The 15,564-nt window shown below is 55.0% G+C and carries 13 protein-coding genes; 4 read left to right on the top strand and 9 right to left on the bottom strand.

Going from position 1 to position 15,564, the window contains the following annotated elements:
* Positions 1 to 8 precede the first annotated feature (8 nt).
* The 3 genes from add to malX all read right to left on the bottom strand — a co-directional run bounded on the left by add (position 9) and on the right by malX (position 3,889).
* The gene (gene add, locus QNN88_RS05845) at positions 9 to 1,010 is read right to left on the bottom strand and encodes an adenosine deaminase (RefSeq protein ID WP_414239389.1); all 1,002 of its coding nucleotides are present in this window, start codon (positions 1,008 to 1,010) and stop codon (positions 9 to 11) included.
* A gap of 103 nt (positions 1,011 to 1,113) precedes the next feature.
* Entirely contained in the window at positions 1,114 to 2,286 is a 1,173-nt protein-coding gene (locus QNN88_RS05840) for a MalY/PatB family protein (RefSeq protein WP_414239388.1), read from the bottom strand.
* Positions 2,287 to 2,296: 10 nt separating this feature from the next.
* Positions 2,297 to 3,889 carry a PTS maltose transporter subunit IICB gene (malX, locus tag QNN88_RS05835; protein WP_414239387.1) on the bottom strand — a complete coding sequence of 531 codons (1,593 nt, stop codon included), beginning with the start codon at positions 3,887 to 3,889 and terminating at the stop codon, positions 2,297 to 2,299.
* Between the two features lie 176 nt (positions 3,890 to 4,065).
* Between malX and QNN88_RS05830 the strand changes: the two genes are divergently transcribed.
* Positions 4,066 to 5,094: a Mal regulon transcriptional regulator MalI gene (locus tag QNN88_RS05830; RefSeq protein WP_414239386.1), complete on the top strand. Its 1,029-nt coding sequence runs from the start codon at positions 4,066 to 4,068 to the stop codon at positions 5,092 to 5,094.
* Between the two features lie 24 nt (positions 5,095 to 5,118).
* On the opposite strand, the gene QNN88_RS05825 is transcribed toward QNN88_RS05830, so the two are convergent.
* Complete coding sequence (locus tag QNN88_RS05825; RefSeq protein ID WP_414239385.1) at positions 5,119 to 6,600, bottom strand: YdgA family protein; 1,482 nt, start codon at positions 6,598 to 6,600, stop codon at positions 5,119 to 5,121.
* Between the two features lie 101 nt (positions 6,601 to 6,701).
* Positions 6,702 to 7,877, bottom strand: a complete 1,176-nt coding sequence (manA, locus tag QNN88_RS05820; RefSeq protein WP_414239384.1) for a mannose-6-phosphate isomerase — start codon at positions 7,875 to 7,877, stop codon at positions 6,702 to 6,704.
* A gap of 216 nt (positions 7,878 to 8,093) precedes the next feature.
* Here manA and fumB point away from each other — a divergent pair, with 216 nt between their 5' ends.
* Complete coding sequence (fumB, locus tag QNN88_RS05815) at positions 8,094 to 9,740, top strand: class I fumarate hydratase (protein ID WP_414239383.1); 1,647 nt, start codon at positions 8,094 to 8,096, stop codon at positions 9,738 to 9,740.
* Between the two features lie 140 nt (positions 9,741 to 9,880).
* Positions 9,881 to 11,284 (top strand): class II fumarate hydratase, encoded by a 1,404-nt coding sequence (gene fumC, locus QNN88_RS05810; protein ID WP_414239382.1) that lies wholly within the window; start codon positions 9,881 to 9,883, stop codon positions 11,282 to 11,284.
* Here fumC and tus read toward each other — a convergent pair.
* From tus to rstA, 3 genes are all read right to left on the bottom strand, one after another.
* A complete protein-coding gene (gene tus, locus QNN88_RS05805) occupies positions 11,281 to 12,210 on the bottom strand; it encodes a DNA replication terminus site-binding protein (RefSeq protein ID WP_414239381.1) in 930 nt (309 codons plus the stop codon). The two genes, fumC and tus, sit on opposite strands and share 4 nt — an antisense overlap.
* A 73-nt stretch (positions 12,211 to 12,283) precedes the next feature.
* Entirely contained in the window at positions 12,284 to 13,585 is a 1,302-nt protein-coding gene (gene rstB / locus QNN88_RS05800; protein WP_414239380.1) for a two-component system sensor histidine kinase RstB, read from the bottom strand.
* Entirely contained in the window at positions 13,582 to 14,331 is a 750-nt protein-coding gene (rstA, locus tag QNN88_RS05795; RefSeq protein WP_414239794.1) for a two-component system response regulator RstA, read from the bottom strand. The genes rstB and rstA overlap by 4 nt, the downstream gene beginning before the upstream one ends.
* 127 nt (positions 14,332 to 14,458) lie before the next feature.
* Here rstA and QNN88_RS05790 point away from each other — a divergent pair, with 127 nt between their 5' ends.
* Entirely contained in the window at positions 14,459 to 14,794 is a 336-nt protein-coding gene (locus QNN88_RS05790) for a GlpM family protein (RefSeq protein WP_414239379.1), read from the top strand.
* Here QNN88_RS05790 and folM read toward each other — a convergent pair.
* Positions 14,791 to 15,513, bottom strand: coding sequence for a dihydromonapterin reductase (gene folM / locus QNN88_RS05785; RefSeq protein WP_414239378.1), 723 nt, complete (start codon positions 15,511 to 15,513; stop codon positions 14,791 to 14,793). The genes QNN88_RS05790 and folM overlap by 4 nt on opposite strands.
* Positions 15,514 to 15,564 lie beyond the last annotated feature (51 nt).

Below are 15,564 nucleotides of genomic sequence, written 5' to 3'. Positions count from 1 at the left end.
TCCTTTCTTTATGCGGCCGCGACTTTTTCACGCAGCGCTTGTTTATCCGCCGCGCTCAGGAAGGCGCTTTCCAACCCGTTAATCTGCGCCTGGCGAATCTGCTCGCGGCTCAGTCCTGCTGCCGGCGCCGCGACCGTATATTCATGAATAATATCCACGCCCTGGACGGCCGGGTCGTCTGTGTTCAGGCTGGCGATGACGCCATGTTCCAGGAATGTTTTCAGCGGATGGGCGGACAGCGACGCCACGGTGCTGGTCTGAATATTTGACGTCAGACAGGATTCGATCCCGATACGCTGTTCCGCGAGGAAATCCATCAGCGCCGGATCCTCAACTGCTTTCACGCCGTGACCGATGCGCTCTGCACCCAATTCGCGAATGGCCTGCCAGATACTTTCCGGACCGGCGGCTTCACCGGCGTGCACCGTAATATGCCAGCCCGCGTCACGCGCGCGGTTGAAATGGGACAGGAACAGACTGCCCGGGAAACCCAGTTCATCACCGGCGAGGTCGAGCGCGGTGATCCGATCGCGGTGCGCCAGTAGGGCGTCGAGTTCCTGCAGGCAGGCGGCTTCGCCGAAGGTCCGGCTCATGATGCCGATCAGTTGCGCCTGCACGCCAAAGGTTTTGCAGCCTTCACGCACACCGGCAATAACGGCCTCCACCACGCCCGCGACCGGCAGTTGATGCGTCATCGCCATATAACCCGGCGAAAAACGCAGTTCAACGTAGTGCAGACCATTGCGTGCAGCATCTTCAATATTTTCAAATGCCACGCGGCGGCAGGCGTCGAGAGAGGCTAAGACTTTAACGCCCCAGTCCAGTTTCGACAGAAAGCTCACGAGATCGGGTTCCGTTGCCGTAACCTGCACATGCGGGATCAACGCGTCAAGGGTTTGTGCGGGGAGAGGTAAATTGAACTGGCGGCCTAGATCCAGAATGGTTTGTGCCCGGATGTTACCATCAAGGTGGCGATGAATATCAGTTAACGGCAGGGAAGTATCAATCATGGTCGCACTCTTTATTCGTATGTAAAAGTGCGCGCTATTATAAAAACAAAAGCAGGGGAAAAGCTATGTTGCGCAATGATTAATTCCATTGCGCAACGTTCGGTCAGCGTACTGAACGGATCGCGTTAATTAATCCATTCACGCCTTTTTCCAGCTTTGAACGGGGACATCCGGCATTCAGACGTACAAAACCGCGTCCTTCATCGCCGTAGGTATCGCCCGGCATAATGGCGACTTTTTCCTGTTGGATCAGCGCATTTTGCAATGCCTTATCGTCAATGTTCAATGCGCGCAGATCGATCCAGGCCAGATAGGTTGCCTGCGGTATCTGCCAGTTGAGTTCAGGAAACGCGTGGTTCAACGTATCCGCAATGTAGCGCAGATTCTCCCTGAGATACTCCCGCAGCGCATCCAGCCACGCCGCGCCCTGTTCGTAAGCGGCAATATGCGCGGTCAGCGCCAGTACGGCGGGAGAGGACAGGCCATCGCGGCCTTTTAACGCATTGAGATACGCATCGCGACTGTCTGCGTCTTCGATCAGCCCCCAGGCGCCGGTCAGTGCCGGAATATTGAAGCTCTTGGAGGCGGAGGTGAACAACGCCCAGTTGCCACGTGCCACGTTGCTCCAGGGAATATGCGCCTGTTCGCTCCAGACCATATCCATATGGATTTCATCGGAAATAACCCGTACGCCGTGGCGCTCACAAAGCGCTGCCATCGTGTCCAGTTCTGCACGTGTCCAGACTTTGCCGGTCGGGTTATGTGGGCTGCACAGCAGCAGGATCTTGCTTTCCGGGCGTGCCAGCGCCGCTTCCAGTTTGTCCATGTCGCAATGCCAGTCTCCATCTCGCTGTTCCAGCGCCACCGGGATAGCACGGCGCTGATTGCCATCGATGGCTTTATAAAATGCGTCATAGGCCGGAGTATGGAGGACCACGCCATCACCAGCAGCAGACCACTGACGGATAAGCTGTGACACCATATAGATCACGGAAGGACCATACACCAGCGATCCGGTATCGATGCGCGTATTGTGACGTTGTGCAAGCCAGTGGGCGACCGCGCCGAGAAATTCGTCGTTTTTCCAGCGACTGTATCCGAGCACGCCATGAGCGAGGCGCTTATTCAGCGCCTCCAGGATGCAGGGAGCCGTCGCGAAATCCATATCAGAGATGGTAAACGGCAGCAGGTCGGCAGTGCCGAAGCGATCGGCCACGTAATCCCATTGCGTGCACCACGTACCGTGACGATCAACGACCTTTGAAAAATCAAACATGCTCGCGTCCTTATGCCTGAACGGTGTTCATCAGGCCTGCCATTTCGTCTTTAACCGACTGGACCTGAGGGCCAATCACTACCTGAAGATTATGCTGATTCAACTGTACGACACCAATCGCACGGTTGTCTTTCAGCGCCTGCACATCGACCCGCGACATATCCTTAACAGAAAGACGCAGGCGGGTAATACAGTTATCAAGGCTGACGATATTATCCGCACCGCCCAACGCGGCCAGAATGGCTGGCACGTTATAACCTGATTTACCCGGCGTACCGGCAACGACTTTTTCAATAGAACTGGCGACTTCACTGTCGCGACCCGGCGTTTTGAGATTAAAGCGTGTAATCGCGAAACGGAAGATGGCGTAATACACCACGAACCACACCGCCGCCACAACCGGTACGAGATACCATTTCGTCGACAAGCCGTGCAGGATACCGAACACCACGAAGTCAATAATATTGCCGTCGGTGTTGCCGATAGTCACGCCCAGAACTGACATGATGGTAAAGCCGAGGCCAGTCAGCAATGCGTGAATGACATACAATACCGGAGCGACAAACAGGAACAGGAATTCCAGCGGTTCCGTGGTCCCGCCAACGACGCAGGCGATCAGCCCAGAAATCAGCAGTCCTTTGATTTTATGACGATTTTCAGGGCGCGCGCAGTGATACATCGCTAACGCCGCACCGGGCAAACCACCCAGAAACGCGGGCATTTTACCCTGCGACAGGAAGCGGGTGGCGCTTTCTGAGAAGCCCTGAGTGGTCGGGCAACTCAGTTGCGCCTGGAAAATGGTTAATGCACCGCTTACCGTATGACCACACACTTCTTGTGTACCGCCAGCATCGGTAAAGCGAATCAGGGCGACCAGAATATGGTGCAAACCAAACGGCAGCAGCAGGCGTTCGCCCGTACCAAACAACATCGGACCAAAATCACCCGCGCTGTTGATCATATGACCCAGGCCGCTGATACCCATCGCGAAAACCGGCCACACCAGAGGGATCACCAGACCGACCAGACCCATCACCACCGAGGAGACGATCGGGACAAAGCGGGTGCCACCGAAAAAGGCCAGCGCATCCGGCAGACGGATGTTATGGAAACGCTCGTGCAGCATCCAGACGATGATGCCGGCGATTACCGCACCGAGGATCCCGGTGTCGATAGACTGAATGCCGAGGATATTCTGGATGTTATTGGCTTTCAGAACCGCCGCATCGGTGGTGGGCAGGATACCTTTTGCGGTCAGCCAGAAGTTGACCGCCAGGTTCATCACCGCGTAACCCACAAAACCGGCGAACGCTGCCACGCCTTTGTTTTCGCGCGCCAGCCCGAGCGGGATAGCGATACAGAACATCACTGGCAGGAAGCTAAAAGCAAAGGAGCCGACTTTACTCATCCAGATAAAGATGGCCTGAAGCACCGGATTTCCCAGCGCCGGGAGCAGGGTTACTACATCGTGACTGCTTAACGAACTGCCGATCCCGAGCATAATCCCGCAAAACGAAAGCAGCGCCACGGGCAGCATGAACGTTTTCCCTAACTGCTGGAAAAATTCCCACAGCGTAATTTTTGGTGTTGTTTTCGCCGTCATCTAACGACTCCTTGTGCAAATCCATGGGTAATGAGAAAATTTGAGCAAGAAGATAAAACGTTTTACCCAATTTTAGTGCGGCAGAAATCACATTATCGACGGATGATAGCGCGTATAAATATAAGTTATAGGTAAAACGTTTTATCTGTCACATTCTCAGGGAGTCTGGCGTTTTTATGGCTATAGCCAAAAAAATTACTATCCACGATGTCGCTCATGCGGCAGGCGTCTCCGTCAGTACGGTTTCACTGGTGCTCAGCGGAAAGGGGCGCATTTCAACCGCCACCGGCGAACGGGTCAATGCGGCAATAGAAGAACTGGGCTTTGTGCGTAATCGTCAGGCCTCAGCGCTACGGGGCGGACAGAGCGGCGTGATTGGGCTGATTGTCCGCGATCTCTCGGCACAGTTCTATGCGGAACTAACGGCGGGGTTAACGGAAGCGCTGGAAGCACAGGGCCGGATGGTATTTTTGCTGCACGGCGGTCAGGATGGTGAGCAACTGGCGCAGCGCTTTTCCATGTTGCTGAATCAGGGCGTTGACGGCGTGGTGATTGCCGGAGCGGCAGGCAGTAGCGACGACCTGCGCGTGATGGCGGAAGAAAAGGGCATTCCGGTCGTTTTTGCCTCGCGGGCCAGCTATCTGGACGACGTGGATACCGTGCGTCCGGACAATATGCAGGCTGCGCAACTGTTGACGGAGCATCTGATTCGTCACGGTCATCAGCGTATCGCCTGGCTGGGAGGACAGAGCTCTTCCCTGACCCGTGCGGAACGTGTCGGCGGCTACTGCGCGACGTTGTTGAAATTCGGTTTACCGTTTCACAGTGAGTGGGTGATGGAATGCGCCTCCAGCCAGAAGCAGGCCGCCGAGGCAATAGGCGCGCTACTCGGCCGAAATCCTACCATCAGCGCCGTGGTGTGTTACAACGAAACCATTGCGATGGGGGCGTGGTTTGGCCTGATGCGTGCAGGACGGCAGAGTGGTGAAGTGGGGGTTGATCGCTACTTTGAACAACAGGTCTCATTAGGCGCTTTTGCTGACGTGACGGAAAGCGCACTGGACGATCTGCCGATAGTCTGGGCAACAATGCCGGCGCGGGAAATGGGGTACAGCCTGGCGGAGCGGATCCTGCAACGTGTTGCGAACGAAGAGAATCACTCCCGCACGCAAACCTTATCAGCACGACTGGTGGTGCAAAAATAACCCCCCTCATGGAGGGGGGGCGCATTACTGCTGCGGCAGAACCATGCCGAACATACCAACAAACTCGTCCAGCGGCATTTTCTTACCGTTTAAGGTCACCTGACCGTTGGCGTACTGCAGGCTGGTGCCAATGGTGTTGTCCTCAAGCGTAGTGATACGGAACATCTGTCCCATCGCCGCCAGACCATTCACCTGCTGGTTGGCCAGCTTAGCGGCTTCATCCTGTTGATAGCCTTCCAGTTTCGCCACCTGCGTCATGAATTCAACCGCCATGTCCACCGGAATGGAGAGCTTACCGTCGAGCGATTTCACCGAACGGTCGACTTCGTCTGCCAGCGTCTGCGGCTCGCCCTGCGCGGTGGACGGATCCTTCAGGAACAGGGATAAATTCAGCGCTGTTTCGCCCTTCGCGTTTTTCCAGCTCAACGGCGCAATGGTAATGACCGGTTCGCCTTTCATGAGCAGCGGCAGGGAGCCGAAGAAAGCTTCGGTCACTTTTTGCTGATACAATTCCGGGGTGTCCGCCACTTCTGGCTGCGACAACAGCGCCTGGGTCTGGGCGTTATACTGCTGGCTGAACTGATGCCAGGCCGCACCGTCAATCTGACCAACCTTCAACGTCAGCTTGCCGCTTCCCAGATCCTGATTCTGAACCTTCAGGCTGTTCAGGACGTAATCGAGTTGGCTGTTGATGGTTTTACCGTCATTTACGAGATCGGTTTTACCGCTGATCTCCATGCCTTCCAGTAACGCCATCTCTTTACCTTCGACGGTGATCGCCATTTTGCCAATCGTGACTTTCTGATCGCCGACGCGCTCACCAAAGCTGGCTAACGTGCTGGAGCCTTCCGTTTTCAGGTCGTTAAAGGAGACCTGAACTTTCTGATCGTACTCATTCACCGCATCGACCAGACCGCTCTTCGCTTCACCGGAAAGGGAAACCACTTTGCCTTCTTTATCGGCATTGAAGATAAATTCGCCGCCGCTGAACGCGACTTTCTCTGCCCCATTTTGGTAGTTCAGCGGTTTTAGCGACAGTGCAGAACGGGTATCTCCGCTGTAGCTAATACGCGAGTTGACCTCAAACGGCGTTTCACCTTTCGCCATCTCAAACAGCGGTTTGCTGACGTCATTGTTCACCAGGGTGGTTTTCACCGAGGCCATCGCCGGCAGGAGATTAAAGGTTTTCAGCTGAGCAAACGGGAAGGGACCATGATCGACCGATTCGTCAAACACCACACTCTGACCGGCTTTCAGCCACGGATTCTCTTTTCCGGCAACCGGTTTAAGCACCAGCTGCAACTGGCTGCTGAAGATGCCGCGCTGATAGTTCTGATAAGCCAGTTCCACGTTTGCTTCCGGCGCGGTGAGTTTAATCTGCGCGTTGGCCTGGCTTACCATTTCAGCAAGATGGGTTTCCAGCTTTTTACCTGTATACCATGCACCGCCCGTCCAGACGACGCCGAGTGCGACAATCACACCTGCAGCTACCAGCGATTTCTTCATATTGTTTGTCCATAAAATGAAGCCAGGCGGTAAGAACCGCCTGGCAAAGTCATAAGCCGTTTACAAGCTTAGCAAGAGTGACTAAAAAATTCAGTAAGTTGCTAGAGTTTGTTGTAAACCCGCGCCACACGGCCGACACCGCTGACGCTCACCGGCGACTCTTCGGCGCTAATGAACGCTGATTCACCCGGTTTTAGCACCAGACGCTGCTCGCCTTTGCTCAGGATAGCTTCGCCCTCGACACAGAAGAGTATCGCGGCGCTTTGCTGGTCAATCGTGGTTTCTTGTGCAGACAGGTCGTGCAGGGAAAATGCGAAATCATCGACCGGAATGGGAAAATCGAGTTCCGCGCCGTTTTTCACCGGTGTGGTCAACAACTGATTTGCCGGTTTCGCTTCGAACTTCACGTTGGCGACCAGTTCCGGGATGTCGATGTATTTCGGCGTCAGCCCCGCACGCAGCACGTTATCGGAGTTCGCCATCACTTCCAGCGCCACGCCCTGCAGATATGCATGCGGCGTTTCGGCGAACAGGAACATCGCTTCACCCGGGTTCAGCTTCACGACGTTCAGCAGCAGAGGAGAGAAGAGGCCGCTGTCGTCCGGGTAAAACGCCGCGATAAGACGGATAGTCTGCCACGGCTCGCCTTGTTGGGTTTCCAGCGCTGCTTTCAGAATTGCCAGCGCACGGGATTTTTCCTCGCCCTGCATATTCAGCAGACCTGCAAACAGCTGGCTCAGACGCTCAGCGTTGGGTTGCTCAAGGAAATGAGCGATGGCGGTGTGCGCGCCAGCTACCGGTTGCAACAGTGAAACGATCTCAGAAAACTCGCGAAACGCGTTCATGGCAAGGAACGGCGTCAGCGCAAAAACCAGTTCCGGCTTGTGATTGGGATCTTTGTAATTGCGTTCTGCGGCATCCATCGGGATACCGGCGGCGTTTTCTTTAGCAAAGCCAATTTCAGAATTACGCTTGTTCGGGTGCACCTGAATGGACAGCGGTTGTGCGGCGCACAACACTTTAAACAGGAACGGCAATTCGCCGAAGCGCTTTGCCACGGCATCGCCGAGCAGCGCGGATTGATTCCCGTCAATCACGTCACGCAACGAGACAACCTGGCCGCTGGCGTCTTCCACTTTTGAACTGCTTTTTGGGTGCGCGCCCATCCACAATTCGGCCATGGGTAACTGTTGCGGATTCGCCAGACCATAGAGTTCCGTTAGCGCCGTTTTACTTCCCCAGGCGTAGTTCTGCACGGAGTTGATGAGTTTTTGCATGTTCAATGCCCTGTTTCAATATGGAATTTGGTGGAACTTAATTCGGTTATTAAAGCAAGAAACCTGCGGGAAGTAACCTCCGGGTGCAAAAAGTCGTACTTGTCTCAGTTTTTGTTAAAAAATTGTGTAGGATAGTGTAACTCGCTTTTAACGAGGGCAATGGAACATCTGCCCTGAAGCCTAAGAAAATCAGACCGAGCAGTAAGTGAGAGAACAATGTCAAACAAACCCTTTCATTATCAGGATCCTTTTCCCCTTAAAAAGGATGATACCGAATACACCCTGCTGACCAGTGAATACGTTTCCGTCGCCGAATTTGAAGGACAAGAGATCCTTAAAGTCGACCCGGAAGCATTGACGCTGCTCGCGCGTCAGGCCTTCCATGATGCCTCATTTATGCTGCGTCCTGCGCACCAACAGCAGGTGGCCGATATTCTGCACGACCCGCAAGCCAGCGAGAACGACAAGTATGTTGCACTGCAGTTCCTGCGTAACTCCGACATCGCGGCGAAAGGTATTTTGCCAACCTGTCAGGACACCGGCACGGCGATTATCGTCGGCAAAAAGGGCCAGCGTGTCTGGACCGGCGGGGGTGACGAAGCGGCGCTGGCGCGTGGGGTGTACAACACCTACGTCGAAGATAACCTGCGCTATTCGCAAAACGCCGCACTGGATATGTATAAAGAGGTGAACACGGGCACCAACCTGCCGGCACAAATTGATCTCTACAGTGTCGATGGCGATGAATACAAATTCCTTTGCATCGCGAAGGGCGGCGGCTCTGCGAATAAGACCTATCTTTATCAGGAAACCAAAGCGCTCTTAACCCCAGGGAAACTGAAAAACTACCTGGTTGAGAAGATGCGTACGCTGGGCACTGCAGCGTGTCCGCCTTACCACATCGCCTTTGTGATCGGCGGAACGTCAGCGGAAGCGAACCTGAAAACCGTGAAACTGGCATCGGCGAAATACTATGACGAACTGCCAACCGAAGGGAATGAGCACGGTCAGGCTTTCCGCGATGTTGAACTGGAAAAAGAACTGCTGGTGGAGGCGCAAAATCTCGGTTTAGGTGCCCAGTTCGGTGGCAAGTACTTTGCCCACGATATTCGCGTGATCCGTCTGCCACGTCACGGCGCGTCCTGTCCGGTTGGGATGGGCGTCTCCTGCTCGGCGGATCGAAACATCAAAGCGAAGATCAACCGCAAAGGCATCTGGATCGAGAAACTCGAGCACAACCCGGGCAAGTATATCCCGCAAGAACTGCGCCGGGCGGGCGAGGGGGAAGCGGTACGCGTTGACCTGAACCGCCCAATGAAAGAGATCCTGGAACAGCTCTCGCAATATCCGGTGTCGACCCGTCTTTCTCTGAACGGCACAATCATTGTCGGTCGTGATATCGCGCACGCTAAATTAAAAGAGCGGATGGATAATGGCGAAGGGCTGCCGCAGTATGTGAAAGACCACCCGATTTACTACGCCGGCCCGGCGAAAACACCGGAGGGCTATGCCTCAGGTTCGCTCGGTCCGACCACCGCCGGGCGTATGGACTCGTATGTTGATCAGCTTCAGTCGCAGGGCGGAAGTATGATCATGCTGGCGAAAGGCAATCGCAGCCAGCAGGTCACCGACGCCTGTAAAAAACATGGCGGATTCTACCTTGGCAGCATTGGCGGCCCGGCCGCCGTTCTGGCGCAGGGCAGTATTAAGAGCCTGGAGTGTGTGGAATATCCGGAACTGGGAATGGAAGCTATCTGGAAAATCGAAGTCGAAGATTTCCCGGCCTTTATTCTCGTTGACGACAAAGGAAACGATTTCTTCCAGCAGATTCAGACGTCGCAGTGCGCACGCTGCGTTAAGTAACGTCAGCCGCCCTTCGGGGCGGTTTTTTTATCGCACGAACCACCAAACGGTGGTGCTGTCATCGTTAATACTCATAAGACCGCAAGCAAGTGGGCAATGTCGAACATCACCTAATCAATTCATTCTTTAAGGAGCAGGTCATGGTAACGGTACGCCGCGAGAAAGATTCGATGGGCGCGATTGATGTCCCGGCAGATAAGCTGTGGGGCGCGCAAACCCAGCGTTCGCTTGAGCATTTTCGTATTTCCACCGAGAAAATGCCCGTCTCGCTGATCCACGCGCTGGCGCTCACCAAGCGTGCAGCGGCAAAGGTTAACGACCATTTAGGTCTGCTGGACGCCGACAAAGCCGCCGCTATTATGCAGGCTGCCGATGAGGTGCTGGCAGATAAACACGCAGAGGAATTTCCTCTGGCTATCTGGCAAACCGGGTCAGGTACGCAAAGCAATATGAACATGAACGAAGTGCTGGCGAACCGGGCCAGTGAACTGCTTGGCGGCGTCCGTGGCATGGAGCGAAAAGTCCATCCTAATGATGACGTCAACAAGAGCCAGAGTTCGAACGATGTCTTTCCAACGGCGATGCATGTCGCTGCGCTACTGGCGCTGCGCAACCACCTTATTCCGCAGTTGCAGGTGTTAACAAAGACGCTGAATGAAAAATCACATGCCTTCGCCGATATCGTCAAAATTGGCCGTACTCACCTCCAGGACGCCACGCCGCTGACGCTGGGGCAGGAGATTTCCGGCTGGGTGGCGATGTTAGAACATAACCTGCGGCACATCGAAAACAGCCTGCCGCACGTGGCGGAACTGGCGCTGGGCGGGACGGCCGTCGGCACCGGGTTGAATACGCATCCGGAATATGCCCGCCGTGTCGCCGACGAACTGGCGGCGATCACCGGGGCACCTTTTGTCACCGCGCCGAACAAGTTCGAAGCGCTGGCGACCTGCGATGCGCTGGTTCATGCCCACGGCGCGCTGAAAGGGCTGGCGGCGTCACTCATGAAAATCGCCAACGACGTGCGCTGGCTGGCGTCGGGGCCGCGCTGCGGCATTGGCGAAATCGCCATTCCGGAAAATGAACCGGGCAGTTCAATCATGCCGGGCAAGGTCAACCCGACCCAGTGTGAAGCGTTGACGATGCTATGCTGTCAGGTGATGGGGAACGATGTGGCGATCAATATCGGCGGCGCATCAGGCAATTTCGAGCTGAACGTCTTCCGTCCGATGGTGATCCATAATTTCCTGCAATCGGTGCGTCTGCTTGCCGATGGTATGGAGAGTTTTAACGAACATTGTGCGGTCGGTATCGAACCTAATCGTGAGCGTATTCATCAGTTGCTCAATGAGTCGCTGATGCTGGTCACCGCGTTGAATACCCATATCGGCTACGACAAAGCGGCGGAAATTGCCAAGAAAGCGCATAAGGAGGGGCTGACGCTGAAAGCGGCGGCGCTGGCGCTGGGCTATCTCACCGACGCGGAGTTCGACAGTTGGGTGCGACCAGAGCAAATGGTCGGCAGCATGAAACCCGGCCTTTAATCTGCTACATACAGGTGCAGCCGTGGAATCATCAGACGCAGCGGCTGCGCCTGCGGTTTAAAGCGATGCTGTACGTTTTCGGCATCGTAGTTCAGTAGCTCGCCAATATCCGGCATGCCTGCGCCGTTTTCCGTATTAATTAGCGCGATAAGCGGCGTCGGGCAGGCATGTTGTACCTGCTTTTGCTCACCTTTGTACCAGACCCGGGCGATGGGCTGGACCTTTACCGGACGCTTAATTTTGAGTTTTGCCTGCTGTGGCAGGGCGGCGATGTCCTGATATTCACGCTCCAGTTTTGCCTGCCACTCCTCACGAGTCCAGGGATGTACGCTGCGCGGCGTGTTCAGACTCTTTTCCAGTTGCGCCAGCACCTCATCGCGTCTCAGATTCTTGATGATATGTTTGTTTGCCCAGCCAAAACGCAGGGTTGCCGGATCGTTTATCACCGTCAGCGTCCGGTAGGCATTGAGCGTAATCAGCCCAGGCAGATGGCGATGGACCCATTCAAAGCGCGCAGCAGACGGCAAACCGGATTCCACGGTGACAATATGCTCAAAGGTGGTTTTCAACTGATTGATGCGCTGTACCTGATTTTCCAGCGCGGCCTGGCTGGTACTGTCAACCTGATAACACAACACGCCAGGAAGACGTACCGCTGCTTTACTGCTGCGATTTTCGGACTGCTGCTGAATAAACAGGTGGCGATAGTGCGCCAGCGCCAGCGCTTCGGCCTCCTGTCCCAGATGTTGCTTCACCGCAATGGTATCCAGCGGAGCATGCTCGGCCTCTTTGGTCACTTCCGGCAATGAAAAGACGCGGCCAATCATCAGATGATGTTCAGCGAGCGTTTGCGTCAGTTCAGCCAGCGTCTGCTCCATCTGGCGAAACGTGGTATTCAGTCTGTCGACAAGATCGTAACGGGCCATTGCGCACCTCAGTAGTTACAACATACTTTATATATAGCACCATTTTGCATCTGCGGCTACGGTGCCAATGGCGTCAGCCAGCGGGAAATTCCGCAAGTGTGTGCCAGATCGGCCAACAAAAGCTGAAGCGGGCACCGCCCAGTTCGCTTTCCCCGCAACTCACTGTGCCACCCATCGCCTGGCCGATGGAATAGACAATCGCCAGACCCAAACCGCATCCGCCGGTGGCGCGATCCCGACTCGGGTCCAGACGAACGAAAGGCTCAAAAACAGTCTCCCTGGCTTCCGGGGCGATGCCCGGCCCGTCATCTTCGACGGTCAGCGTGGCGAAACGATCGCTGAGCTGCAGGCTTATCTGCACAGTGGACTGACAGTAGCGCAGTGCATTGTTTAACAAATTATCCAGCACGCGCTCCATGAGTCGCCTATCCAGCGCGCCGTAATCGCCGCTGTCGAGGTGTGAAATCTGAAGCGTCCGTTCAGGGTTCACGCTTTGCACATCGTCAATATGCGCTGTGAGCCAGAGGGGAAGATCAGGCTTACTGAGATGCAGTTCATTCTGCGGCCTGTCGAGGCGAGCGTAAGTTAACAGTTCTTCAATTAACGCTTCGAGTTGCCCGATATCGCGATTGAGCGCCAGAGACTCCTGTTCACTCAGATTCTCGCTCATCTCGAGTCGATAGCGAAGGCGCACCAGCGGGGTCCGAAGTTCATGGGCAATCCCGTCAATCAGCTGTTTTTTACTGACGATCAGCGCATTGATATTGTCCGCCATCTGATTAAACGCAATACCCAGACGTTCAAAGCTTGAGCCGCTATCAAAATGCAGACGTTCGCTGAGATGACCTTTACCAAACCGCTGTGCGGCGGCCTCCAGGCGCAGCATTTCCTGCCAGTGGGGACGCATCCAGATAAACACCGGAAAGGCCAGGGAGATGGCGATAAACGCCATCAGCGCGATATCCAGCAGGCGCATTTGATGGAGAAAATAGAGATACGGCACGGGACCTACGGCCAGCACATAATGGCTGCGTGGAATACGCTGGATGAAGGTGTACTGATCGTCGAGCGCAATGATGTCGCCTTCACGCAGGCGCTGCATACTTTGGGCATCCAGCGTGAATTTCGTCAGCGGCTCAACGCGCAGGTCAAAAGAGAGATTAAGGTCCATCTCTTTGAGCGTTTTACCCCAGTCTCGCGGCGGGATCTCGCGCAATTCGCTGCGCATCAGATAGAGCGAGCTTTTCATCAAATCATCAAGCGATTGCCTGCCAGCCCGCTCCGCGGTGAACTTATATACCAGGCCGACCAGCAGGGTCATCACCAGAAAGCAGACAAACAGCAGGAGATAAAACTGCACGAACAGTTTTTTCATTCATATCCCCGGTGAAGTGACGGTTCATCATCCCAGGCATGCGGGGCAAACAGATAGCCCTTGTTTCGCACGGTTTTAATCCGGTAAGGCTCTGCCGCATTATCAAGCAGTTTCTTACGCAGACGTGAGATGGCGACGTCCACGCTGCGGTCCATGCCATCGTAGCTCACGCCGCGCAGATTTTTCAGCAGCGCATCGCGGTCCATAATCTGACCGGCGTGGGTGGCGAGTTCCCATAACAGTTCAAAGTCGGCGGTAGACAGGATGATCTGCTCACCGCCGAGCAAGACGACACGGTTGATGGGATCGATAGTCAGGGAACCAAAGCGCAGCGTTTTATGCGGCGTGACGCTGGCAGGCTGAAACCCTTTGCTTTGACCAGACTGATCGCTCTGGCGCAGGTGGAGTCGCAGGCGGGCCAACAGAACCGCCGGCGGTGTGGTTTTCAGAATATAGTCGCAGGCGCCCATTTCCAGCGCCAGAATGTGGTTCATGTCACTGTCCAGCGAGGTGAGCAGGACGATCGGTCCCTGCCATTGTCCTTGCAGGTCTCGACAGAGGGTCATGCCGTCTTTGCCGGGGAGCATAATATCCAGCAGCACCAGGTCCGGCTGAATCTGCAGGATCCGCGCCTCCGCCAGATCGCCACGCGGTTCGACGACCACGTCAAAATCATGTTTTGCCAGATAGGCCGCAATAAGCGCGCCGACCTCAGGATCGTCTTCAACAAATACAATCGTGTTCATCGTCTTGATTGCCGAACAGAAAACGTCAACATACACCGCCGGGACGTTGCCTTCCATTAATCTTTCCTAAACGTCGATGCTTCCGCTATGCTGGTTGCCGATGTTATTGATGTGTAAAGGCAGGGTAATGGGACTCGTGATTAAAGCCGCGCTGGGTGCGCTGGTGGTGGTGTTGATTGGGTTGCTCGCAAAAACGAAGAATTACTACATCGCAGGATTAATCCCGCTGTTCCCGACATTCGCGCTGATCGCCCATTATATCGTGGCCAGCGAGCGGGGCATTGAGGCCCTGAGAACGACTATCGTGTTCAGCATGTGGTCAATTATTCCCTATTTTGTCTATCTCGTTTCACTGTGGTATTTCACTGGTTTTCTGAAGTTACCGGTGGCGCTGGGCGGGGCGGTGATCTGCTGGTGCCTGAGCGCCTGGCTGCTCATTTTTTGCTGGGTCAAACTGCACTAACGCAGATGACGGCCGCCGTCCACGGCGAAACTGCGACCGGTCACAAAGCAACTGGTCAGCAAATAATCGATTAAATCGATCACCTCTTTTTCGCCCGGTGCCGTTTTCATCAGCGATTTGTTCAGTGCCTGCTGACGGTATTCGGCGTCATCGCCTTCGTTAAACAGGATCAGCGAGGGGGCAATGGCATTTACCTTCACCTCTGGCGCGAGCTTGCGGGCAAATGAGCGGGTCATGTTATCCAGTGCCGCTTTGCTGGCTGCATAGGCAATATGCTTGTCGCTGCCTTTTTCCACAACGTAATCGGTAAAATGAATAATGTCACCGGCGGCGTGTCCGTGCCCACGCAGCATGCCTTCGAGTGCATGATTGAGCAGATAAGGGGCATTGACGTGGATTTGCATCATGCAGGCCAGTACATCAGAGAGCGGCGTTCCGGGCTTCTCTGCCATCCATGCGCTGGCATTGTGTATTATGGCGCGCAGACCGCGAGCTTGCGCTTTCACGCTATCGGCGAAAGCCAGAATGCCTTCATCGGTGGAGAAGTCGGCCTGAATACACAGGGCGCCCGCTTTAGTCAGCCCGTCAATCGCCGGGTAATGCGTACGGTAGCTGACGATCACCGGCTGTTTCTGGTTGAGAAAGTGCCAGGCAATGGCGAGGCCGATACGGCGGCCACCACCGGTCACTAAAATGGGCAGAGGGTGTTGGGTTCCCATCGAAAAACTCCTCATGCGCCTGCAAATCAGGCTATTAGCGTCAAACGATGG

The sequence above is a fragment of the Citrobacter sp. ANG330 genome, from assembly GCF_047467925.1.
In the GTDB taxonomy this organism is placed as follows: domain Bacteria; phylum Pseudomonadota; class Gammaproteobacteria; order Enterobacterales; family Enterobacteriaceae; genus Citrobacter_A; species Citrobacter_A amalonaticus_G.
The sequence above is the reverse complement of the archived record's forward strand: the minus strand, read 5'-3'. Positions and strand labels throughout refer to the sequence as shown.

Bases quoted from the DNA above. Each gene is read 5' to 3' on its own strand.
- QNN88_RS05830 (WP_414239386.1), top strand. From the start codon at position 4,066: ATGGCTATAGCCAAAAAAATTACTATCCACGATGTCGCTCATGCGGCA.
- QNN88_RS05825 (WP_414239385.1), bottom strand. From the start codon at position 6,600: ATGAAGAAATCGCTGGTAGCTGCAGGTGTGATTGTCGCACTCGGCGTC.
- fumC (WP_414239382.1), top strand. From the start codon at position 9,881: ATGGTAACGGTACGCCGCGAGAAAGATTCGATGGGCGCGATTGATGTC.
- fumB (WP_414239383.1), top strand. From the start codon at position 8,094: ATGTCAAACAAACCCTTTCATTATCAGGATCCTTTTCCCCTTAAAAAG.
- malX (WP_414239387.1), bottom strand. From the start codon at position 3,889: ATGACGGCGAAAACAACACCAAAAATTACGCTGTGGGAATTTTTCCAG.
- QNN88_RS05790 (WP_414239379.1), top strand. From the start codon at position 14,459: ATGGGACTCGTGATTAAAGCCGCGCTGGGTGCGCTGGTGGTGGTGTTG.
- folM (WP_414239378.1), bottom strand. From the start codon at position 15,513: ATGGGAACCCAACACCCTCTGCCCATTTTAGTGACCGGTGGTGGCCGC.
- rstB (WP_414239380.1), bottom strand. From the start codon at position 13,585: ATGAAAAAACTGTTCGTGCAGTTTTATCTCCTGCTGTTTGTCTGCTTT.
- QNN88_RS05840 (WP_414239388.1), bottom strand. From the start codon at position 2,286: ATGTTTGATTTTTCAAAGGTCGTTGATCGTCACGGTACGTGGTGCACG.
- add (WP_414239389.1), bottom strand. From the start codon at position 1,010: ATGATTGATACTTCCCTGCCGTTAACTGATATTCATCGCCACCTTGAT.
- tus (WP_414239381.1), bottom strand. From the start codon at position 12,210: ATGGCCCGTTACGATCTTGTCGACAGACTGAATACCACGTTTCGCCAG.
- manA (WP_414239384.1), bottom strand. From the start codon at position 7,877: ATGCAAAAACTCATCAACTCCGTGCAGAACTACGCCTGGGGAAGTAAA.
- rstA (WP_414239794.1), bottom strand. From the start codon at position 14,331: ATGAACACGATTGTATTTGTTGAAGACGATCCTGAGGTCGGCGCGCTT.